The sequence below is a fragment of the Streptomyces klenkii genome, assembly GCF_003626645.1.
Taxonomy (GTDB): domain Bacteria; phylum Actinomycetota; class Actinomycetes; order Streptomycetales; family Streptomycetaceae; genus Streptomyces; species Streptomyces klenkii.
Genome location: NZ_RBAM01000002.1, coordinates 326,765 through 348,075 on the forward strand (window position 1 = coordinate 326,765; position 21,311 = coordinate 348,075).

The 21,311-nt window shown below is 72.6% G+C and carries 21 protein-coding genes; 9 read left to right on the plus strand and 12 right to left on the minus strand.

The window, feature by feature from the left end:
* Positions 1-20: 20 nt before the first annotated feature.
* The gene (locus D7231_RS04820) at positions 21-779 is read right to left on the minus strand and encodes an SDR family oxidoreductase (RefSeq protein WP_120753670.1); all 759 of its coding nucleotides are present in this window, start codon (positions 777-779) and stop codon (positions 21-23) included.
* Between the two features lie 82 nt (positions 780-861).
* On the opposite strand from D7231_RS04820, the gene D7231_RS04825 reads away from it, so the two are divergent.
* Both D7231_RS04825 and D7231_RS04830 read left to right on the plus strand, forming a co-directional pair.
* On the plus strand, positions 862-1,512 hold the full coding sequence (locus D7231_RS04825) for a TetR/AcrR family transcriptional regulator (RefSeq protein WP_120753671.1): 651 nt from the start codon (positions 862-864) through the stop codon (positions 1,510-1,512).
* Between the two features lie 476 nt (positions 1,513-1,988).
* Entirely contained in the window at positions 1,989-3,458 is a 1,470-nt protein-coding gene (locus D7231_RS04830; RefSeq protein WP_120753991.1) for a sensor histidine kinase, read from the plus strand.
* Positions 3,459-3,625: 167 nt separating this feature from the next.
* Here the strand turns inward: D7231_RS04830 and D7231_RS04835 are convergent, their stop codons facing one another.
* Both D7231_RS04835 and D7231_RS04840 read right to left on the minus strand, forming a co-directional pair.
* The gene (locus tag D7231_RS04835) at positions 3,626-3,883 is read right to left on the minus strand and encodes a WhiB family transcriptional regulator (RefSeq protein WP_004937597.1); all 258 of its coding nucleotides are present in this window, start codon (positions 3,881-3,883) and stop codon (positions 3,626-3,628) included.
* A gap of 322 nt (positions 3,884-4,205) precedes the next feature.
* Entirely contained in the window at positions 4,206-5,174 is a 969-nt protein-coding gene (locus D7231_RS04840) for a diacylglycerol/lipid kinase family protein (protein ID WP_120753672.1), read from the minus strand.
* Between the two features lie 92 nt (positions 5,175-5,266).
* On the opposite strand from D7231_RS04840, the gene D7231_RS04845 reads away from it, so the two are divergent.
* Entirely contained in the window at positions 5,267-5,752 is a 486-nt protein-coding gene (locus D7231_RS04845; protein WP_120753673.1) for a hypothetical protein, read from the plus strand.
* A gap of 49 nt (positions 5,753-5,801) precedes the next feature.
* Here D7231_RS04845 and D7231_RS04850 read toward each other — a convergent pair whose 3' ends face one another.
* From D7231_RS04850 to D7231_RS04865, 4 genes are all read right to left on the minus strand, one after another.
* On the minus strand, positions 5,802-6,677 hold the full coding sequence (locus D7231_RS04850) for an RNA polymerase sigma factor SigF (protein WP_194960581.1): 876 nt from the start codon (positions 6,675-6,677) through the stop codon (positions 5,802-5,804).
* 55 nt (positions 6,678-6,732) lie between these two features.
* Positions 6,733-7,146: an ATP-binding protein gene (locus D7231_RS04855; RefSeq protein WP_030366270.1), complete on the minus strand. Its 414-nt coding sequence runs from the start codon at positions 7,144-7,146 to the stop codon at positions 6,733-6,735.
* Between the two features lie 231 nt (positions 7,147-7,377).
* Positions 7,378-7,902 (minus strand): GNAT family N-acetyltransferase, encoded by a 525-nt coding sequence (locus D7231_RS04860; RefSeq protein ID WP_120753675.1) that lies wholly within the window; start codon positions 7,900-7,902, stop codon positions 7,378-7,380.
* Positions 7,903-7,924: 22 nt separating this feature from the next.
* Positions 7,925-8,185: a UBP-type zinc finger domain-containing protein gene (locus D7231_RS04865; RefSeq protein WP_120753676.1), complete on the minus strand. Its 261-nt coding sequence runs from the start codon at positions 8,183-8,185 to the stop codon at positions 7,925-7,927.
* A 79-nt stretch (positions 8,186-8,264) separates the two neighbouring features.
* On the opposite strand from D7231_RS04865, the gene D7231_RS04870 reads away from it, so the two are divergent.
* Positions 8,265-9,866 (plus strand): Na+/H+ antiporter, encoded by a 1,602-nt coding sequence (locus D7231_RS04870; RefSeq protein ID WP_120753677.1) that lies wholly within the window; start codon positions 8,265-8,267, stop codon positions 9,864-9,866.
* A 25-nt stretch (positions 9,867-9,891) separates the two neighbouring features.
* On the opposite strand, the gene D7231_RS04875 is transcribed toward D7231_RS04870, so the two are convergent.
* Together D7231_RS04875 and D7231_RS04880 are read right to left on the minus strand one after the other, a co-directional pair.
* The gene (locus tag D7231_RS04875) at positions 9,892-10,812 is read right to left on the minus strand and encodes a 1-aminocyclopropane-1-carboxylate deaminase/D-cysteine desulfhydrase (protein ID WP_120753678.1); all 921 of its coding nucleotides are present in this window, start codon (positions 10,810-10,812) and stop codon (positions 9,892-9,894) included.
* Between the two features lie 43 nt (positions 10,813-10,855).
* Positions 10,856-11,446 (minus strand): N-acetylmuramoyl-L-alanine amidase, encoded by a 591-nt coding sequence (locus tag D7231_RS04880; RefSeq protein WP_120753679.1) that lies wholly within the window; start codon positions 11,444-11,446, stop codon positions 10,856-10,858.
* A gap of 246 nt (positions 11,447-11,692) precedes the next feature.
* Here D7231_RS04880 and D7231_RS04885 point away from each other — a divergent pair, with 246 nt between their 5' ends.
* Positions 11,693-12,604 carry a glutaminase gene (locus D7231_RS04885; protein ID WP_120753680.1) on the plus strand — a complete coding sequence of 304 codons (912 nt, stop codon included), beginning with the start codon at positions 11,693-11,695 and terminating at the stop codon, positions 12,602-12,604.
* A 101-nt stretch (positions 12,605-12,705) separates the two neighbouring features.
* Here D7231_RS04885 and D7231_RS04890 read toward each other — a convergent pair whose 3' ends face one another.
* From D7231_RS04890 to tatA, 3 genes are all read right to left on the minus strand, one after another.
* A complete protein-coding gene (locus D7231_RS04890) occupies positions 12,706-13,644 on the minus strand; it encodes a beta-ketoacyl-ACP synthase III (RefSeq protein ID WP_120753681.1) in 939 nt (312 codons plus the stop codon).
* Positions 13,645-13,920: 276 nt separating this feature from the next.
* A complete protein-coding gene (locus tag D7231_RS04895; protein WP_120753682.1) occupies positions 13,921-15,297 on the minus strand; it encodes an alkaline phosphatase in 1,377 nt (458 codons plus the stop codon).
* A gap of 94 nt (positions 15,298-15,391) precedes the next feature.
* Positions 15,392-15,640: a Sec-independent protein translocase subunit TatA gene (gene tatA / locus D7231_RS04900; protein ID WP_120753683.1), complete on the minus strand. Its 249-nt coding sequence runs from the start codon at positions 15,638-15,640 to the stop codon at positions 15,392-15,394.
* A 170-nt stretch (positions 15,641-15,810) separates the two neighbouring features.
* Here tatA and D7231_RS04905 point away from each other — a divergent pair, with 170 nt between their 5' ends.
* From D7231_RS04905 to D7231_RS04920, 4 genes are all read left to right on the plus strand, one after another.
* Positions 15,811-17,310: an LCP family protein gene (locus tag D7231_RS04905; RefSeq protein WP_120753992.1), complete on the plus strand. Its 1,500-nt coding sequence runs from the start codon at positions 15,811-15,813 to the stop codon at positions 17,308-17,310.
* A 201-nt stretch (positions 17,311-17,511) separates the two neighbouring features.
* Complete coding sequence (locus D7231_RS04910; protein WP_120753684.1) at positions 17,512-18,858, plus strand: hypothetical protein; 1,347 nt, start codon at positions 17,512-17,514, stop codon at positions 18,856-18,858.
* 288 nt (positions 18,859-19,146) lie between these two features.
* Positions 19,147-19,830, plus strand: coding sequence for a response regulator transcription factor (locus D7231_RS04915; protein ID WP_120753685.1), 684 nt, complete (start codon positions 19,147-19,149; stop codon positions 19,828-19,830).
* Positions 19,827-21,263 carry a sensor histidine kinase gene (locus D7231_RS04920; RefSeq protein WP_241999572.1) on the plus strand — a complete coding sequence of 479 codons (1,437 nt, stop codon included), beginning with the start codon at positions 19,827-19,829 and terminating at the stop codon, positions 21,261-21,263. Before D7231_RS04915 ends, D7231_RS04920 begins: the two co-directional genes overlap by 4 nt.
* Positions 21,264-21,311 lie beyond the last annotated feature (48 nt).

The window sequence follows — 21,311 nt, forward strand, 5'->3', positions numbered from 1 at the left end:
CCAGCCCGGGCGGGCACGCCTCAGAGCAGCGCGCCCCCGGAGGTGTCTATCCACTGCCCCGTCACCCACCGGCTGTCGTCCGACGCCAGGAAGGCGACGACATCGCCGACATCGCGCGCCTCACCCACCCGCCGGAGCGGGGACATTGCCGCGGTGCCCTCCTGGACCTCCGCGCCGGCCCGCAGCCACGAGGCGTTCATGTCCGTGTCGATCACGCCCGGCGCCACCGCGTTGACCGTGATCCCGCGCTCGCCCAGCTGCTTGGCCAGCACCGAGGTGAAGGCGTCCACCGCGCCCTTCGTCATGGTGTAGGCGATCAGATCGGGGAGGGCCGCGCCGCGGGTCAGCACCGTGGAGAGGTTGATGACGCGCCCGCCGTCGCGCAGGCGGGCAAGGCCGTGCTGCGTGACGAAGAACGGTGCCCTGGTGTTGACCGCGAAGATCCGGTCGTAGTCCTCCTCGGCCACCTCCCCGAGCGGCGCCCGCGGGCCGACGATGCCCGCATTGTTCACCAGGATGTCCAGGCCGTCCCCGGCCTGCTCGTCGAAGGCGGCCCAGAGCGCCTCGGCATCGCCCGGCACCCCCAGCTCGGCCCGGATCGCGAAGGCGTCCCCGCCGGCCGCCCTGATCTCCTTCACCGTCAGCTCGGCCGAGGCCGCGTCCCGGCCGTAGTGCACGGCGACGCGGGCGCCCTCCCTGCCCAGGCGCTCGGCGACCGCCCGCCCGATGCCCCGGCTGCCGCCCGTGACCAGTGCCGTCCTGCCCGTGAGCGTGCCCATGACCGCGCTCCCCTCTTTCTTTAGCGAGTGCTACAGAAAGAACGTAGCACAGGTTTTTTAGCGAGCGCTATAGAATGGGTCCATGGCGACCAAGCAGCGCGGAAGGCCCCGCTCCTTCGACCGTGAGACGGCCCTGGAACAGGCGATGCGCGCCTTCTGGGAGCACGGCTACGAGGCCGTCTCCATCGCGGACCTCACCCGGGCCATGGACATCAAGGCGCCCAGCCTCTACGCGGCGTTCGGCGACAAGCGCACCCTGTTCGAAGAGGCCGTCGAGGCGTACACGCGCAGCTACGCCGTCTTCACGCCCGAGGCCGTGGCCGAGGCGCCGACCGCCCGGGCCGCGGTGGGCCGCCTCCTGCGCGCGGCGGCGGTCTCCCACACCCTCCCCGGCCTGCCGCGCGGCTGCATGATCATCAACGCCGCCGTCAACTGCACCGAGCAGTCCTCCGACGTGGCCGAGGCGCTCCAGGGGCGGCGCAACGAGATGGTCGCGTGCGTCGAGGGCCGCGTCGCCGCCGACATCGCCGCGGGCGTCCTGCCGCCGGAGACCGACGCCCGTGCGCTCGCCGTCTACACCGGCGCCGTCCTCCAGGGCCTGTCGCAACAGGCGCGCGACGGCGCGGACCGCGCCACTCTGGAGGCGGTCGCCGATTTGGCGATGCAGGCATGGCCCCGGGAGCGGGCGGGGGAGGCGTCGTCCGACACGGAGGGCTCGTCCGGCGCGGGGTGACCGGCCGGAGGCGGGGGGTGCACGACGAAGAAGCGTGAGGCGCCGGCCCGGGGAATGTGCGAGGCGTCAGCCGGGGGAGCGCGTGAGACGCAGGCCCGGGGCGCGCGCGAGGCCCCGGCCCGGAGATCACTTCGGGCCGCGGCGCCTGGCCGGGACCCTCAACCCGGCCGGCACCGCAGCCCGGAGCCGTATCGGCCCGCCGGGCGCGCGGGGTGTGCGGACCCCGCGGCCGGAGTGGGCCGACTGGAGGCCGTGGCGCGATCAGGGCAGAGAGCGCCGGGCCTCGCTCCGCCCTCCTGTGCGGGGAAGGCGGAAGCTTTGCTCACTCATTGTGGACTAGACCATTCTTTCCTGTCCATGCTTCGCACCGCGCGGGTTTCCCCGGGTATCACCCGCGGTCCGGGCGGCCCGTCGCGGCCCGAAGGCGGCACGAGGTGAGGGCCCCGGCCCCGGGTAGGCTCACCACCGTGCCCTCCATGAACGACCTCGTACGTCAGCACACGGCCCTCGGCGACTCCGACCTGGAGTGGCTGCACCTGCTGGTCTCGGAGTGGCAGCTGCTCTCCGACCTCTCCTTCGCCGACCTCGTCCTGTGGGTGCCCACCCTCGACGGCACGCGCTACGTCTCGGTCGCGCAGATGCGGCCGAACACCGGCCCCACCTCGTACCAGAACGACATGGTCGGCCACCTCGTGCCGCGCGGCCGCCGCCCCATGCTCGACGCCGCCCTGGACGAGGGGCGGATCGTCCGCGAGGGTGACCCCGAGTGGCGCGAGGAGGTCCCGGTCCGCGTCGAATCCATCCCGGTCCGCCGCGAGGGCCGGGTGCTGGGCGTCATCGCCCGCAATACGAACCTGCTGACGGTGCGCACCCCGAGCCGGCTGGAGCTCACCTACCTCCAGAGCGCCTCCGACCTCGCCCAGATGATCGCCAACGGCGCCTTCCCGTTCCCCGGTCAACAAGTCGACATGGACGCCTCGCCGCGGGCCGGCGACGGCCTCATCCGGCTGGACGCCGACGGCATCGTGCAGTACGCGAGCCCCAACGCCCTGTCCGCCTACCACCGCCTCGGCCTCGCCGCCGACCTCGTCGGGCATCATCTGGGCGAGACCACCGCTCAGTTGGCGCCCTCCCGCGGCCCGGTCGACGAGTCGCTCGCCAAGCTCGCCAGCGGCTGGGCGCCCCGCGAGTTCGAGGTCGAGGGCAACGACGGGGTCATCCAGCTCCGGGCGATTCCCCTCAAACCCAAGGGAAACCACATCGGTTCGCTCGTACTGCTGCGCGACGTCACCGAACTGCGTCGCCGCGAGCGAGAGTTGATCACCAAGGACGCGACCATCCGGGAGATTCACCACCGGGTGAAGAACAACTTGCAGACCGTAGCCGCGCTGCTGCGCCTCCAGGCCCGCAGGATCGGTTCGGCAGAGGGGCGCGAGGCGCTGGAGGAGGCCGTCCGCCGGGTCGGCTCGATCGCGATCGTCCACGAGACGCTCTCGCAGAACCTGGACGAGCGGGTCGAATTCGACGAGATCGCCGACCGGGTGCTGTCGATGGTCGCCGAGATCTCGCCCGGGCGGGTCGCCGGGCGGCGCACCGGCCGCTTCGGCATCCTCGACGCCGAGGTGGCGACGCCGCTGGCGATGGTGCTGACCGAGCTGCTCCAGAACGCCATGGAGCACGGCTTCGGGCCGGGGGAGCGGGGCACGGTGGAGGTCACCGCCGTGCGCAGCGGTACCCGGCGCGACGCCCGCCTGCTGATCTCCGTGCAGGACGACGGCCGCGGCCTCCCCGAGGGCTTCGACCCGCAGCGCGCCGGCAATCTGGGCTTGCAGATCGTCCGCACCCTGGTCGAGGGCGAGATGGGCGGGACGTTCGACATGGTGCCCGCTTCCGGGCAGGGCACGAGGGTCGTCCTCGACATCCCGGTACGGGCGGAGAAGGGCTGACCCGGCCGGCCCCGGCCCCGGCGGGGATCACCGCACACAGCACTGAGCCCCGGGCCGGCATTCCGGTCCGGGGCTCAAAGCTGCGTAATGCGGGGCGCCCCCAGGCAAAGCTCGGGGGGAGCGTCAGGGGGTACTGCGCGCTGCGGCTCGGGGGCCGAGGGGCGTCGTCAGGCGGTGGCGTTGCGCGCCCGGTTGCGAGCGGCGCGGCGCTTCATCGCACGACGCTCGTCCTCGCTGAGGCCACCCCAGACGCCGGAGTCCTGGCCGGACTCGAGCGCCCACTGCAGGCACTGCTCCATGACGGGGCAGCGGCGGCAGACGGCCTTGGCTTCCTCGATCTGCAGCAGCGCAGGACCGGTGTTGCCGATGGGGAAGAAGAGCTCGGGGTCTTCCTCGCGGCAAACGGCGTTGTGACGCCAGTCCATGGCTGCTCCATCTCCTCGTTATTGCGGCTACGTTGCTTGTGAATGTGAACGCTTTCACGAATCCCTCCGCAGGGGAAGGGCCGACGCCCAGTCGTGAAACTGGTGCGGTCCATCAGGAAAAGGGAGGGGTTCGGGCTGTATCGGAAGGCCGGAAGAGCGGACGTCCCGATCGCCATGAAGAGACTCGCAAACCTCGGCGGCGGATACAACCCCTTCTGGAAAGTTTTTTTTGATTCCTCGGTGTCGGCTAGGTCACAGCCGTACTTCCAGGGGGTGGAACCCAGCCTAAACGTTCGAGTGAAAGGACTTTAGGCCCTGGCACTCACACAATCACACGCAGTGCACGGCGTACGCCTGTGAACGTCACGCTCGTCCGCACTCCGAGGTGGTCACCGTCCATCTGGAAGGGCAGTGGAACCTGCGAATGCAAGGTGAAACGCGTCTGGTCGTGCAGCGAGACGGTGTGCTTGCCCCGCGGGCCGCGCTCCGGCGTGGACATCAGCAGCTGGGTCGCGTAGCGGCCGGCCGCGGTCGTCGACAGCCGGGTGAATCCCAGCACGTCAAGAGCGGTGTCGAAGGATGCCTGCGGCGACGCGTAGACCGGGCGGTTGTTGAGGTACGTCCACGGCGCCGTGTTGCAGATTATCGACATGACGAGATTCTCGAGCGGCTCCTCGTCCGGCCGTTCGAGGGTGATGGTGCCGCGCCGGCGGTGGGTCTCCCCGACGAATTGCCGCATCACCTGTCGCGCGTACAGCGCGGGCGTCGACCGCTTGCCGCGCTCCCGCTGCTGCTCCACCCGGCCGATGACGCCCGCGTCGAAGCCGAAGCCCGCGCAGAAGGTGAACCAGCGCTCCGGCACCCCCTCGTCCTCCGTGCCCGGAGTGCCCCCCGCGAGCCCCAGCCCCACGGTGCGCTCGCTGCCGTCGCGCAGGGCGTCCAGCAGGGCGCCGGTCGCCTCCACGACGTCGTTGGGCAGCCCCAGCGCACGGGCGAAGACGTTGGTCGAGCCGCCGGGCACCACGGCGAGCCGGGGCAGGCGCTCGGGGTCGGGGCCCTCGTGCAGCAGGCCGTTGACGACCTCGTTGACCGTGCCGTCGCCGCCGAGCGCCACCACCAGCTCGGTGGTGCCGCTCTCGGCCGCCCGCCGTGCGAGGTCCCGGGCGTGGCCCCGGTACTCGGTGGTGGCCACCTCCAGCTTGAGATCGCTGGCGAGGGCGTGCACCAGGACATCACGGGTACGGGCACTGGTGGTGGTGGCCGAGGGGTTGACCACGAGGAGCGCACGCATGCGCGCCAGCCTACCTACCTGTCGGTACACGAACCGCCCCGGCCCGCCTTCGGCCCCCCTCGGATCGACGGCGGTACGGCTACCCTGCTGGGGTGAGCAGCAAGCAGTCCGCGCCGAAAAACGCCCGTACGAGCGGCCCCGCCGGCACCCGGCGGCAGGCCGCCGCGGCCCCCGCACCCGCGCCCGCCGGGCCCCGCCCGGCCCGGCTGACGGCCGCCGCCGCGCTGACCGGCCTGGAGGGCCTGGCGCTCGCCGCCGCCGGCATTTACCTGCTGGTCATGGGCCTGCTCGGCAAGCCGAACAGCCCGCAGCAGGCGGAGATGGGCGGCCTGACCGTGCTCGCCCTGTCCGCGCTGCCGCTGGCGGCAGCGCGCGGGCTGTGGCTGCGGCGCCGCTGGAGCCGCGGGCCCGCCATGATCACGCAGATCATGGCGCTGCCGGTGGCCTGGACGCTGTTCAACGGCGGAGGCGTCCTGATCGCCGCCGCGGTGGCGCTGGCCGCCGTGGCCGTGGGCACGCTTGTGCTGCTGGTGAACCCCACGGCGACGGAAGCGCTCGGGATCGGCCCGCGGGAGTAGGACCCGGGGCTTCGCCCCGGACCCCGGTGCGCGCGGGCCGGGAGGCCCGCTACTCCTCGATCAGCAAGCGGTCCCGCAGCTGCGCCAGTGTCCTCGCCAGCAGGCGCGACACGTGCATCTGCGAGATCCCGACCTCCTGGGCGATCTGGGACTGGGTCATATTGCCGAAGAACCGCAGCAGCAGGATCTTCTTCTCGCGCGGCGGCAGGTCCTCCAGCAGCGGTTTCAGCGACTCGCGGTACTCGACGCCCTCCAGCGCCTCGTCCTCCGCGCCGAGGGTGTCCGCCACGGCCGGCGACTCGTCGTCCGTGTCGGGCACGTCCAGGGAGAGCGTGCTGTAGGCGTTGGCGGACTCCAGGCCCTCCAGCACCTCCTCCTCGGAGATCCCCAGCTGCTCGGCCAGCTCGTGGACCGTGGGCGCGCGGCCGTGCCGCTGGGAGAGCTCCGCGGTGGCCGTGGTCAGGGCCAGCCGCAGCTCCTGGAGCCGGCGCGGAACCCGGACCGCCCAGCCCTTGTCGCGGAAGTGCCGCTTGATCTCCCCGACCACCGTGGGCGTCGCGTACGTGGAGAACTCCACGCCGCGGTCCGGATCGAACCGGTCCACCGACTTGATCAGACCGATCGTCGCGACCTGGGTGAGGTCGTCCAGCGGCTCCCCGCGATTGCGGAAGCGCCGGGCCAGGTGCTCCACCAGCGGCAGGTGCATCCGCACGAGGTGGTTGCGCAGCTCGGCCCGCTCGGGCGAGCCGTCCGGCAGTGCGCGCAGCTCGATGAACAGGGCCCGGGCACCACTGCGGTCCTGCGCGGTGGAGTGCCGGTGCTCGTGCTGGTCCATGTGGTCCGCCCGCTCTGGTGGGTCGCCGGCCTCGTCCGGCGCGGGATTCGCAGGATCGCCCGGCAGCTGCCGGGCGGGCTGCTGCGGGATGGCCGGGGTACGCACCCCCCGCGACGATGCAGTGCTCACGGAGCCCCCTCTTCCGTCACGGCTGTCCGGGGCCGGCGCCGCGCTTCTTGTGCAGGCTGATGCTGACCGTGCGGTCGTCGGCGACGGTCGAGTCGACCTCACCGGCCAGGGCGGAGAGCACCGTCCAGGCGAAGGTGTCGCGCTCGGGCGCGCGGCCGTCCGTGGTGGGTGCCGAGACGGTCACCCGCAGCGCGTCGCCCACCAGGCGGAAGACGCAGCTGAGAACGGAGCCGGGCACCGCTTGTTGCAGAAGGATCGCGCACGCCTCGTCGACCGCGATGCGCAAGTCCTCGATCTCGTCGAGGGTGAAGTCCAAGCGGGCCGCGAGGCCGGCTGTCGCCGTCCGCAGCACCGACAGGTAGGCACCCGCAGCGGGCAGCCGGACTTCCACGAAGTCCTGGGTCCCGGGCTCGCCTGCGATTGGGGACACCCTCACCTCCAAGGTGGCACAAGCTTCTTGAGCTGTTACGAGCACCGGCCCCCGGCCCTCGGCCGCCCTTCGGTCGAAGGCCGTGCGCGGGCCGGTGCGGCACATGGTTCGGCTGCGACGCTATCGCGATCTGCGGGTCCGTGGAGCAGCCCCGCGACTGTCACTCATGGTAAACCCATGAGCACGGACAGTGGCTAGGGGTTCGGGGCCTCAAATCGAAAGAGCTGTCGCCTAGTTGGGATTTTCGTCACTCTGCGCGAGCGCCGCAAGGGTCCGGAGGGGTTCTCCCGACAAGCGGTACGTGGTCCACTCGTCCATCGGTTCGGCGCCGAGGGACTTGTAGAACCCGATCGAGGGCGTGTTCCAGTCCAGCACTGACCATTCGAAACGCTGGTAGCCGCGCTCCGTGCAGATCCGCGCGAGGGCCGCGAGGAGCGCCTTGCCGTGCCCCTCGCCGCGCGCCTCCGGACGCACGTAGAGATCCTCCAGATAGACACCGTGCGTGCCCGTCCACGTGGAGAAGTTGCGGAACCAGATCGCGAAGCCCGCCGGATCCGGCGCCCCGGACGCGCCGCCGCCCGCCTTTTCGTCACTCTCCGCTATCAGTGCGAAGGCCGCGGGGTGCTCTCCGAAGAGCGCTTCGCGCAGCTGTTCCTCGGTCGCCCGGGCATCCTCCAGCGCCCTTTCGTACGCCGCGAGTTCGCGGATCATCGCATGGACGGCGGGAACATCGGCGGGCGTCGCGGCTCGGATCATGCGTGCATGCTAGCGGGCGGCGTCAGACGAGCCGCTGGTCCACGTAGCACCAGCGCCAGCTCTGGCCCGGCTCGTAGCTGCGCATCACGGCGTGGCCGGTCGCCTCGAAGTGCGCCGTGGCGTGCCGGTACGGGGAGGAGTCGCAGCATCCGACGTGGCCGCAGACCAGGCACAGCCGCAGCTGCACGGGGTGGCTGCCGGCCGTCTCGCACTCCGGGCACGTCGGGTGCGCGGCGACGGGCTCGGGGCGCGGCAGACCGGGAAGATGCTGGCACTCGCTCATGATTGCCAGGTTAGATCGCACCGCCGACACACGGGCCCGCGGGCCGGGCGGAACGCACGAGGGGACGGGCACCGCACCGATGGACGTCATGCCACTGCTGATGCTGGTCGCCGGGGCCGCCGCCGTCGCCGGCGCCGCCCGCCGCACCCCCGTGCCGGCGCCCCTGCTGCTCGTCGCGGCCGGGCTCGCCGCCTCGTACATCCCGGGCGTCCCGGACTACACGCTCGACCCCGGCATCGTGCTGCCCCTCCTGCTGCCGCCCCTGCTGCACACGGCCGCCCTCGACAGCTCCTACCTCGACCTGCGGGCCAACGTTCGCCCCGTGGCCCTGCTGTCCTTCGGCTACGTCCTCTTCGCGACGCTCGCCGTCGGCTACGCGGCCTTCCTCGTCGTCCCCGGGATGCCGCTGACGGCCGCCCTCGTGCTCGGCGCGGTCGTCGCCCCGCCCGACGCCGTCGCGGCCACCGCCATCGCCCGCCGCCTCGGCCTGCCCTCCCGGATGACCACCATCCTCCAGGGCGAGTCCCTGGTGAACGACGCCACCGCGATCACCGCCTACAAGGTGGCCCTCGCCGCCGCCGTCGGCGCGGGCGCGACCTGGGGCGAGGGCATCAGGGAGTTCGCCGTCGCCTCCCTCGGCGGCATCGGCGTCGGCCTGGCCCTCATGGTGCCGCTGCACTGGCTGCGCAAGCACCTGCGCGAGCCGCTCCTCCAGAACACCCTCTCCCTGCTGATCCCCTTCGCCGCCTACGCCGCCGCCGAGGAGGTCCACGCCTCCGGCGTCCTCGCCGTCGTGGTCGTCGGCCTCTGGCTCGGACACCGCGCCTGGCAGGTCGACTTCGCGACCCGGCTCCAGGAGGCCGCCGTGTGGAAGATGGTCTCCTTCATCCTGGAGTCCGCCGTCTTCGCCCTCATCGGCCTCCAGCTGCCCGTCGTGCTGCGCGGCCTCGGCGACTACGGCGCGGGGCGGGCCGCCTGGTACGCGGCCGCGGTCTTCCTGGCCGTCGTGGCCGCCCGCTTCGTCTGGGTCTTCCCCGCGACGTTCCTGCCGCGCGCCCTGTCCGCGCGGATCCGGGAACGGGAGCCCGACACCACCTGGAAGAGCCCCCTCGTCATCGGCTGGGCGGGCATGCGCGGGGTGGTCTCCCTCGCCATCGCCTTCTCCATCCCGGAGCTCACCGACGCCGGAGGGCCCTTCCCCGACCGGAACCTCGTTCTCTTCCTCACCTTCATGACCGTCATCGGCACGCTCGTCGTACAGGGCCTCACCCTGCCCCCGCTCATCCGCCTGCTGCGGCTGCCCGCGCGCGACAGCGCGGCGGAGACGCTCGCGGAGGCGCAGGCGCAGAACGAGGCGTCCCTTGCCGCGGAGCGGCGCCTGGAGGAGCTGCTCACCGACGAGCGGAACGCCCTGCCGTCGCCGCTCGCCGACCGGCTGCGCGGGGTCATGGAGCGGCGGCGCAACGCGGTGTGGGAGCGGTTGGGGACGGTCAGCGCGGTGACGGGGGAGTCGGCGGACGACCTCTACCGGCGGCTCGCCGGGGAGATGATCGGGGCGGAGCGGGAGGTTTTCGTACGGTTGCGGGACGAGCGGCGGATCGATGACGAGATGCTGCGGACGCTCTTGCGGCGGCTCGACCTGGAGGAGGCCGCCGCGTACCGCGAGGAGGGTGCGGCCTGAGGGCCGCGAAGCGGTCTTAGCGGTCTTACGGCGCTCCCGTGATGACCGCTACCGCCGTCGTTCCTCTGGGGAAGGCGCCTTCCTCCGTCAGGGTCGTCAGGCCGTACAGCATCTTCGCCACGTACAGGCGCTCCACGGGGAGGCCGTGGCGGGCCGTGAAGTCGTCCGCGAACGCGTCCAGCGCGGGGGAGGTGCGGGCGTAGCCGCCGCAGTGGAAGCGCTCGTCGAGCCGCCACGTCCCGCGCCGGCCGCCGAACGCCTCGCCCTGGAGCCGCTCGACCTCCGCGCCCAGGAAGCCGCCCTTGAGCACGGGGAAGCCGATCGCCCGCTGCCCCTCGCCGAGGCCGGCGGCGAGCCCGGCGAGCGTGCCGCCCGTGCCGCACGCGACCCCGACGACGTCCGCCATGCCGCGCAGCTCGCGCCCGAGCTCCGCGCAGCCCAGCACGGCCGCCGCGTTCGACCCGCCCTCGGGCACGACGAAGCAGTCGCCGCCCGCCCGCTCGACCAGCCCGGCCAGCACTTCCGGCTCGGTCTTGCGGCGGTACGTGGCGCGGTCGGCGAACAGCAGCCGCATGCCGGACGCGACGCAGTAGCGCAGCGAGGGGTTCAGCGGCCGGTCGGCGAGCTCCTCGCCCCGTACGACGCCGATGGTGGCGAAGCCGAGCAGGCGGCCCGCGGCGGCCGTGGCCCGCAGGTGGTTGGAGTACGCGCCGCCGAACGTCAGCAGGGTGTGCCGGCCCGCCTCGGCCGCGGCCCGCAGGTTCGGCGCGAGCTTGCGCCACTTGTTGCCCGGCAGCTCGGGGTGTATCAGGTCGTCCCGCTTCAGCAGCAGGCGCACGCCGTGCCGCGCGAACCTCTCGTCCGGGAGCTCCACGAGCGGCGACGGCAGCCGCGGCCGCAGGCCGGCGAGCCCGGCTCCGCCGGCGGCGGGGGATTGGCTGGTCACGCCCCCATTGTCGCGTGCACGGTCCGGCGGGTCGCGGTGCGCCTCACTTGAGCCGCTCACGGACCCGCTCGCGGAGCCACTCCATGGAGAAGCCCACCGGGTCGACCTTGCCGGGCCGCCACTCCAGGTGGCCGATGACGGAGCGCTCGGACCAGCCGTGGTGCCGGCAGATCGCGGCCGCCACCTGCTCCACGGCCCGCAGCTGGACCTGCGGCCAGGGGTCCTCGCCGTCGCCGCGGTTGACGCACTCGAAGCCGTAGAAGTGGACGTTCCCGTCGGTGTCCGCCCACCGCACGGGCGGCAGCCGCTTCTCGGCGATGACCGCCTTCAGCACGTCGCCGTCGCCGCCGCCCGCGTGGTTGACGCGCCCGCAGCCGGTCAGGTGGACCGTGCCGTCCTTGGCGATGACCCCGTGGCACAGGGGGCCGGGCAGCTCCTCGTAGCCGTTCCAGCACAGCCGGACGGTGCTGTCGGTGCCCGAGGTCGCGGAGTGGTGGATCATCACGCCGTTGACGGGCCCCCAGAGGCCGTGTCCGGCGCGGTTGTGGTGGCGCCAGCCGTCCACCTCGGCGACGGTGGTGCCCTCGCGTCTGAGCGCGGCCAGGAATTCGTTCGCGGACATGGGTGGGGCCATGCCGCCCTCCCTCGGTAGATGTGCGACGGGTGGTCGTGGACGGAGCCGTGGAGACGGAGCCGTGGACGGGTCGGTAGAGCAGGTGGCGTACGCCGGTCGCGTAGGCCGAATGACCCCCTTGTACCCAAAAGTTCGCAGGTGGGCCGGGCGTTCGGATATCGTGCGAGCCGATCCGGCCGTTGGCCGAATATCCCACCGATCGCATCGTCGACAGCGCCGTCGACACGGAAGTACGGACCAAGGACTGTGGACTACGAGGCCGTCCTCGAAGAAGTCGCCGCTTTCGCCAGGCCGCTCGTCGGCCGGGGCCAGGTGGCCGACTACATCCCCGCCCTCGCCGAAGTGGACATCAACGGCTTCGGCATGGCCGTCGCGGATGTCGACGGCGGGGTGTACGGCATCGGGGACTGGGAACGGCCGTTCTCCGTGCAGTCCATCTCCAAGGCCTTCAGCCTGGCGCTCGTCCTGGCCGAGGGCGGCGGCAAGATCTGGGACCGGGTCGGCACGGAACCGTCCGGAAACCCCTTCAACTCCCTGGTCCAACTCGAATACGAGAACGGCATCCCGCGCAACCCGTTCATCAACGCGGGCGCGCTCGTCGTCACCGACCGGCTCCAGACCCTCACCGGCGACGCCAGCACCACCATGCTGGAGTTCCTGCGCGCCGAGAGCGGCAACCCGGACGTCTCCTTCGACCCCGCCGTCGCCGCCTCCGAGACCGAGCACGGCGACCGCAACGCCGCCCTCGCCCACTTCATGGCCAGCTACGGCAACCTCGACAACCCCGTCCCCACGGTCCTGGAGCACTACTTCTGGCAGTGCTCCATCGAGATGAGCTGCCGCGACCTCGCCCGTGCGGGCAGCTTCCTCGCCCGGCACGGCCTGCGCGCCGACGGCTCGCGGCTGCTGCCGCGGCGCGAGGCGAAGCAGGTCAACGCCGTCATGCTCACGTGCGGGACGTACGACGCGGCCGGGGACTTCGCCTACCGGGTGGGGCTGCCGGGCAAGAGCGGGGTGGGGGGCGGCATCGTCGCCGTCATACCGGGGCGGTGCACGCTGTGCGTGTGGTCGCCCGGGCTGGACACGCGGGGCAACTCCGTCGCCGGTGTGGCGGCGCTGGACCACTTCACCACGCTGACCGGGTGGTCGGTGTTCTAGGCGGGTGTTCCAGGCGGGTGTTCCAGGCGTTGCCCCGTAAGGGGCGCCCGCCATGGACGCCGCCCCTTACAGGGCGCGCCGCTACAGGGCGCGCCGCACCCCTACGGGCAGCGGATGACCTGCCCCGCGTACGACAGGTTCCCGCCGAAGCCGAACAGCAGGACCGGTGCGCCCGACGGGATCTCCCCGCGGGCGACCAGCTTCGACAGTGCCAGCGGAATGCTCGCGGCGGACGTGTTGCCGGATTCGGTGACGTCCGTCGCGACGACCGCGTTGACGGCCCCCAGCTTCCGGGCGACCGGTTCGATGATCCGCAGGTTGGCCTGGTGCAGGACGACGGCCGCCAGCTCCTCCGGGGCGACCCCGGCCCGCTCGCACACCCGGCGGGCGATGGGCGGCAGCTGCGTGGTGGCCCAGCGGTAGACCGACTGGCCCTCCTGGGAGAAGCGCGAGGGCGTGCCCTCGATCCGTACGGCGTGCCCCATGCCGGGCACCGAGCCCCACACCACGGGGCCGATCTCCGGCTCGGCCGAGGCCGTGACCACGGCGGCGCCCGCGCCGTCGCCGGTCAGGACGCACGTCGTGCGGTCGGTCCAGTCCGTCACCGAGGTGAACTTCTCCACCCCGATGACCAGGGCGTTCGTCGCGGCGCCGGCGCGGATGGCGTGGTCCGCGCTGGCCAGCGCGTGCGTGAAGCCCGAGCAGACGACGTTGACGTCCATCACGGCGGGCGTGGCGAGGCCGAGCGCGGCCGCGACCCGGGCGGCCGTGTTGGGGCTGCGGTCGTCGGCGGTGCAGGTGGCGACGAGGACGAGGTCGATCTCCTGCGCCGCGAGCCCGCTGCCGGCCAGCGCCTTCCCGGCGGCCTCGGTCGCCATGTCGGCGACCGTCTCACCGGGCTCGGCGACCCGGCGCGTACGGATGCCGACGCGCGAGCGGATCCACTCGTCGCTGGTGTCGACCATGGCCGCCAGCTCGTCGTTGGTCAGCACCCTGGCAGGCTGGTAGTGACCGAGGGCGAGGACGCGGGAGCCGGTCATCGGCGGTTCCTCCGAGGCTGGCGGACGGTACGAACGATCGGTACAAGAGCGTGCTGACGTGCTGTCTTGCTGTCCTGCGGGTCCGTACCGCTGGTATCAGTGGTACGGGATTCACAAGTGTTGACGCTGCGGACCCGTAATCGGGTATGTGATCCGCCCAATGTTCTGCCGCGATAACTGGCACAACCCGCAGGGCCCGGCCGCTGCTGCGGCCGGGCCCTGTCCCCCCTGTGGTGATCTGTGACGATCCTTACGTCACGGATGCGGCACGCCGCGTCAGCGCAGTGCGAGCGCCGTGCGGATCGTGGTGAAGAGCTCGGTCTGGTCCGTGACGCCGAGGACGCGCTCCGCCTGCGGGCCCTGGGCCGCGATGCGCACCTCGGTGCCGGTGTGCTCCTGGGCCTTGCCCGGGGTGTTGGTGGAGTAGTTCACCTTGAGCTGCTGGCCCTCGTTGGTGACCAGCGTGGAGGACAGGCCGGGCGGGGTGGCCTCCAGCGGCACGATCTGGCTGGTGTGGCCGTGGTCGGCGGTGGTGACGACCAGGGTGTCCGGGTGCTCCGCGGCGTAGGCGCGGGCGACCTTCACGGCGCGGTCGAGGGCCGCGGTCTCGCCGATCTGGCCGCACGGGTCGGCGGCGTGGTCGCGCTTGTCGATCGAGGCGCCCTCGACCTGGAGGAAGAAGCCCTTCTTGGAACCGGCGCCCTTCTGCTTGGCCTCCAGGAGCTGGAGCGCCTTGCGGGTCTGGTCCGCGAGCTCCGGGGTGCCGGCCTTGCGCTCGGGGTTGTTCGTCACGCAGCGCTGCGGCTCGGTGCCGCCCTGGGCCGCGGCCTTGCCGGTCCACTCGACGGGGACGTTGCCGTCGGCGAAGAGGCCGAGCACGGGCTTGCCGGGCTTCGCGGCCTTCAGGCCCTTGTCGTCGGTGACGATCTGGTAGCCGAGCTTCTGCGCCTGCTGCGTCACGGTCTGCCCGGCGAAGGCGCCCTCGGTGATCTTCTGGTCGAAGCGGGCCTTGCCGCCGCCGAGGAGGACGTCCACCTTGTGGTTCACGCTCTGCTCGGCGATCGAGCCGGGGCCGCCCTTGGCGACGGTGTCGCTCGGGCAGGCCTTCATGTCGGCCGGGCCCTGGCAGCTGCGGTCGGTGGCGTGCGAGGCGAGGACGGCCGGGGTGGCGTCGGTCAGCTCGGCGGTGGTGACGCTGCCGGTGGCCAGGCCGTTCTTCTGGGCCAGCTCCAGGATGGTGGGCATGGCCTTGTCCGTGCCGGGCGACTTGGATATCCGGCCGTTCACGGTCTTGCGGCCGGTGGCCCAGCCGGTGCCGCTGGCGGCCGAGTCGGTGACGTAGTCGGGCTTGCCGTTCTTGTCGACCGAGTACGTCGTGTACGCGCCCGTGAGCGGGAACTTGTCCATGTTCAGGCGGCCGGCCGCGCCCACGGTGTAGTCACGGGCCAGGGTGATCTCCGAGTCGCCCATGCCGTCACCGATGAGCAGGATGACGTTCTTGGCCTTCTTGGGGCCGTGGCCCGCGCTGAGCGCGGGGACGTCCGAGCTGCCGCCCGCGTCCGAGGCGAAGGCCGCGGCGGGCACCGCGACCCCGGCGGCGAGCAGTGCGGCGGCGCCCCAGGCGAGACGACGCCGGTACGGACGAGAACCCATGGTTTTTCCTCCTCGTAGGCCGGGCGGGATGCCCGGCCGGGGGAAGCTCACCAGGGGCGGGTGTACCGGAGGAGGCGTACAGGTGTCCTCCAGTTCACCGGGGGTTGTCAGCCGGGCTGTTGCGGTGCGCCGCGGCTTCGGGCGCGGCGGCCGACGCGGTCTCGGGCGTGCCGGCCGCGACCTGCTGGTCGTCCGACTTCAGGGCCTTGGCCTCGCTCTTGAGGATGCGCATCGACTTGCCGAGCGCGCGGGCGGTGTCGGGGAGCTTGCGCGACCCGAACAGGACGACCATCACGAGCACCACCACGAGGATGTGCCAGGGCTCAAGGGCATTGCGCAGCATGATCGGCGCACCTCTCTCTTACGTTCTCTCGCGTTGTCTTCCGCAACCGGTGCATTCACCATACTTGCCAGATTGCGCAACTGGACAACCAAAGTGGGTGTCCGGCCGTCTATCCAGGTGAGACGGCACGCAGCCGGGGTAGACGCGGGGGAATGGACGAGGACTGGCGGATGAGTGGCAGCCGAGGGAAGCAGGCGCACCACCGGGCGCGGACGGCGACGCTCGTCGCGGTGGCGTTCGTGGTGCTGCTGGCCGCCGGCGCGGGCTGGCTCTGGCTCCGGCTCGACGGCAACATCAGCACGTTCGACGCGGACGGGCTGTCCAAGAACCGCCCGGGCGCGGGCGTCGCCGGGCAGAACGTCCTGGTCATCGGCTCGGACTCGCGCTCCGGCGGCAATAAGAACCTCGGCGGCGGCGAGGGCGACGTGGGCCGCTCGGACACCGCGTTCCTGCTGCACGTCTACCGCGACCGCGCGCACGCGGTCGCCGTCTCGATCCCGCGGGACACGCTCGTCGACATCCCGCCGTGCCTGCTTCCCGACGGCAGCTGGACGTCCGGGCGCACCCGCGCGATGTTCAACTCGGCCTTCTCGGTGGGGGAGTCGGCGAAGGGCAACCCGGCCTGCACGCAGAACACGGTCGAGAAGCTCACCGGGCTGCGCGTCGACCACACCGTCGTCGTCGACTTCGAGGGCTTCTCCGCGATGACCTCGGCCGTGGGCGGCGTGCCCGTGTGCGTGCCCAAGGACGTCTACCAGGGCGACCTCGACCCGCACCGCGGCTCGCGCGGCGAACTCCTCTTCGCCAAGGGGCGGCAGAGCGTCTCCGGGCAGAAGGCGCTGGACTACGTGCGCGTGCGGCACGGCATCGGCGACGGCTCCGACATCGGCCGCATCCAGCGGCAGCAGGCCTTCGTCGCCGGCATGGTCAAGAAGGTGCGGGAGCAGGGCTTCAACCCGGCCACGCTGCTGCCTCTGGCCGACGCCGCCACCAAATCGCTCACCGTCGACCCCGGGCTGGGCTCGGCCGACAAGCTGCTGTCCTTCGCCATGTCGCTGAAGGGCGTCGACCTGCACAACATCAAGTTCATCACCGTGCCCTGGCGCTACGAAGGTGACCGCGTCGACATCGTGCAGCCCGACGCGGAAGCGCTGTGGGCCTCGCTGAAGGCCGACCGCACGATCGACGGCAAGGACGCGGGCGGGGAGCGGAAGGCCGGGCCGACGGCTCCCGCGTCCCCCGCGGCTCCCGAGCAGGTCTCCGGGGAGGGTGTGAGCGTCTCCGTCGCCAACGGCACGAGAGTGGGCGGGCTCGCGGCGCGGGCCGCCGCGCAACTGGAGAAGCACGGGTACACCGTCGCCGACACCGGCAATGCGGAGGTCCGCGACGCGGGCACCACCGTGATCGGGTTCGGGCCGGGCCGGGCGGCCGAGGCGCGGACGCTGGCCCGGCTCTTCCCCGGGGCGTACGTCCACGGGGTCGCGGCGAACGGGATCACAGTGACGCTGGGGCGGGACTACGCCGCCGCGGGCGGCGACGGGACGTCCACCTCGCCGGCCCCGCCCGCGCCGGCGCCCTCCGCGGCGAACCCCGGCACCCTCTCGGCCGACGTGGCCGCCACGGCCCGCTCGGCGGATGACGACCCCTGCGCGAACCTCTCGTACGGCTGATATCTCGTACGAGAGGAAGGTGTGAAATGTCAGATTCATCCGCATTGGCGGTAGATTTCGGATAGAGCGACACCAGCTGAGAAGTCCGAGAAGCCGTAGAGGCCCGAGAAGTCGTAGAAGCCCGTAGAAGCCCGTAGAAGTCGCAGAAGCTCTAGATAGCGAACGACAGGAACCACCGACCTCCATCCGAGGAGCACCGCCATGCCCGCCACCACCCGGGCGCTTCCCAGGCCGTTGCAGGCCCTGATCGCCGTCCTGGCCGCCGCCCTGATCGCCCTGGCCGGCACGGCGCTCTGCGCTCCCGCCCCCGCGGCGCACGCCGCCACCGGCATCGACACCGTGGCCGAAGCGCTGCGCAAGAGCCCGGTCTACGTGGACCCCCGGGCGAGCGCCCAGCTCCCGCCCGCCGAGGCCGAAGCCCTCGCCAAGAAGATCGAGGACGCCGGTAAACCCGTCTTCGTGGCCGTCCTGCCCGAGAGCGCCGAGTTCCCCAGGGCCACCGTCTTCAAGGACCTGCGCACCAAGGTCGGCATCGCCGGCGTCTACGCCATCCGCCTCGGCGACGCGTTCAACGCCCACGCCGACTCCAAGGTCATGTCGCGCAACGCGGTCAGCAACCTCGTCGGGTCCGTCCAGCGCTCCGGCGGCGACGCCACGACGATGCTCAACAGCTTCGTCGACCAGGCCGACCGCCAGGCCCGCGGCCGTGCCCCCGGCTCCTGGGGCGGCGGGGAGTCCGGCGTGGGCGCCACCGGGCTGATCACCGGCGGCGCGATCGTCGTCGCGGGCGGCGCGGGCGCGTACGCCCTCTACCGCCGCAACAAGCGCAAGCGCGAGGAGCGTGAGCAGGCCGAGCTGGACGCCCTGCGCGTCGTCGTCGACGAGGACATCACCGCCTTCGGCGAGGAGCTCGACCGGCTCGACTTCCACCCCTCCGAGCCCGGCGCCGACGACGCCATGCGGCGCGACTACGAAGAGGCCCTCGACGCGTACGAGGAGGCCAAGTCCAAGATGGCCGCCGTGGCCCACCCGCAGGACGTCACGGCCGTCACCGAGTCCCTCGACAAGGGCCGCTTCGCCCTCGCCACCCTCGCCGCCCGCCGCGCCGGCTCCCCGCTGCCCGAGCGCCGCCTGCCCTGCTTCTTCGACCCGCGCCACGGCCCCTCCGTGCAGGACGTCCAGTGGGCGCCCCCGGGCGGCGCGCCCCGCACCGTCCCCGCGTGCGCGGCCGACGCGGCCCGGGTCGCCGACGGCGAGGAGCCCCTCTCGCGCACCGTCCAGACCCCCGACGGCCGGCAGCCCTACTGGAACGCGGGCCCCGCCTACGCCCCCTGGGCCGGCGGCTACTTCGGCGGCGGCCTCCTGCCCGGCCTCCTCGTGGGCACCGCGCTCGGCGGCCTCCTCTCCGGCCCCGCCTACGCCGCCCCGGCCGACACCGGCCCCGACGGCGGCGACTGGACCGGCAGCGACTACAACCCCGACGACTTCGGCGGCGGCTGGGGCGACGGAGGCGGCGACGGCGGAGGGTTCGGGGGAGGGGACTGGTGACGGCAGGAGGCCGGGGTCCGCGACGCGTCACCGCCTGAGGCGCTGGGAGCGTCTTCAGCACCTGAAGCGCCTGAAGCACCTGAAGGGCCGGGAGCGCGGACCGGCGGGCCGGGCCCGGCCACCGAGGCGTACGGGCCCCACCCCCGTGAGCCGCCGGTGCGCGCTCCGCGGGCCGGCGTGCCGGGAAGGGCACGCCCCGGATCCTGGCAGCCCGCAGCTGAAGGAACGCTGAGCGTTCCTGAAGCGGTCTTCAGGCGGCGGGCCGCCCGTCCGCGCCATCCTGAAGGCATGCGAATACTGGTGGTTGAGGACGACCGTCGGCTCGCGGAGCTGCTGCGCCGGGGACTGGTCGCCGAGGGGTTCGCGGTGGAGGTCGCGCACGACGGGCACACGGGCCTGCACCTCGCGGCCGAGGATGCCCACGACGTGATCGTGCTCGACGTCATGCTGCCCGGCCTCAACGGCTACCGCGTGTGCGCCCGGCTGCGCGAGGCCGGCGTGTGGACGCCGGTGCTCATGCTCACCGCCAAGGACGGCGAGTACGACGAGGCCGAGGGCCTGGACACCGGAGCGGATGACTACGTCACCAAACCCTTCTCCTACGTGGCCCTCGTCGCCCGCCTGCGCGCCCTCGTGCGCCGCGGCCGCCCCGCCCGGCCCGCGCTCATCCGCATCGGCGACCTCCAGATCGACCCCGCGACCCGCTGCTGCCGGCGCGGCACCACCGATCTCCAGCTCACCGCCCGGGAGTTCGCGGTCCTGGAGTACCTCGCCCGGCGCGACGGCGAGGTCGTGGCCAAGGCGGAGATCCTCGCGCACGTGTGGGACGAGGCGTTCCAGGGCGACGTGAACATCGTGGAGGTGCACGTCAGTTCCCTGCGCAGGAAGATCGACGCGCCCTTCGGACGGCACAGCATCCAGACCGTACGCGGCGTCGGCTACCGGCTGGCGGCCGACGCCCCGGGCCGGTGAGGCGGCCCGTACGCCCGCGGGGGCTGCCACGCCGTCCGCGGGGGCGGACCGGGCGCCCGCGGCGCCGGCTGCAGCCCGCCTCGATCCGGGCCCGGCTGACCTGGATCGTCGCCGTCTGCGCCCTCCTCCCGCTGCTCGCCGGCGCGGGGCTGGCCGCGGGCTCGCTGCGCGACTACCTGGCGCGGGAGGCCGTGGACTACACGGGCCGGCAGGTCGCCGCCGTCCCCCGGCTCGTCGACTACGACCCGGACTCCCAGCTCTTCTACACGGCCGGGAAACTGCGCGACGACCCCAGGCTGGAGGTGTCCACGGGGGTCGAGGACCGTCAGCCGAACTGGGAGCCGGGACCCCGGATGCCGGATCACGAGCCCTCGCACGGCAGCGACGTGCTGTCGCTGTGGCCGTGGACCGACCCCGGCAGCAGGACCCCCGCCGTCAGTTACATCCAGGCCGGCACCGACGGCCTCTACCTGCACGTCGCCAACCGGCTCCAGGACGAGCAGCGCCGCCTCGACCACATCGTCTGGCTGCTGGGCGGCGCCGTCCTGGTGGTGACGGCGGCCCTCGCGGGCGCGACGTGGTTCGTGACCGGGCGGGTGCTGCGCCCGGTGGAGGCGATCCGCACCCAGTTCGCCGAGCTGACCGCGCGCCACCTCGACCGCCGCGTGCCCGTACCGGACACGCGCGACGAGGTCGCCCGGCTGGCCACGACGATGAACGAGACCCTCGACCAGCTCCAGGCGGCCGTCGACCAGCAGCGCCGGTTCGTCGGGGACGCCTCGCACGAACTCCGCAGCCCGCTGGCCGCCCTGCGGGCCGAGCTGGAGATCGCGCTCGCGCACCCGGAGCACGCGCGGTGGACGGCGGTGGCCGAGGCGGCGCTCGGCGACACCCGCCGCCTCCAGAGCATCACCACGGACCTGCTGCTGCTCGCCCGCCTGGACGCGACCGCCACCGAGGGGCTGCCGGGCGCCCAGCCCGTCGACCTCACCGCGCTGGTCCGCGAGGAGCTCGGCCGCCGCCCGCCCGGCCCCCGGACCCTCGCCCTGCACCTCGACGACCCCGAACCGCCCCTCACCGTGCACGGCCGTCACACCCTCATCGCCCGCCTCCTGGGCAACCTCCTGGACAACGCCGAGCGGCACGCCGAACACACCGTCACGGTCCGTCTCGGCCACGACCCCGGCCGGAGCCTGGCCGTCCTGCACGTCGAGGACGACGGCCCGGGCATCCCGCCCGCCGACCGCCGCCGCGTCTTCGAGCGCTTCACCCGGCTCGACGACGCCCGCACGCGCGCCACCGGCGGCACCGGCCTGGGCCTCGCCATCGCCCACCACATCGCCACCGTGCACCGCGGAACCCTGGCCGTCACGGACAGCCCGCGCGGCGCCCGGTTCACCACCACCCTCCCGTGCGCGGACCTCACGATCTGATCGATGCAGATCAATGCGGATCGATGCAGGCCGATGCAGATCAATAAC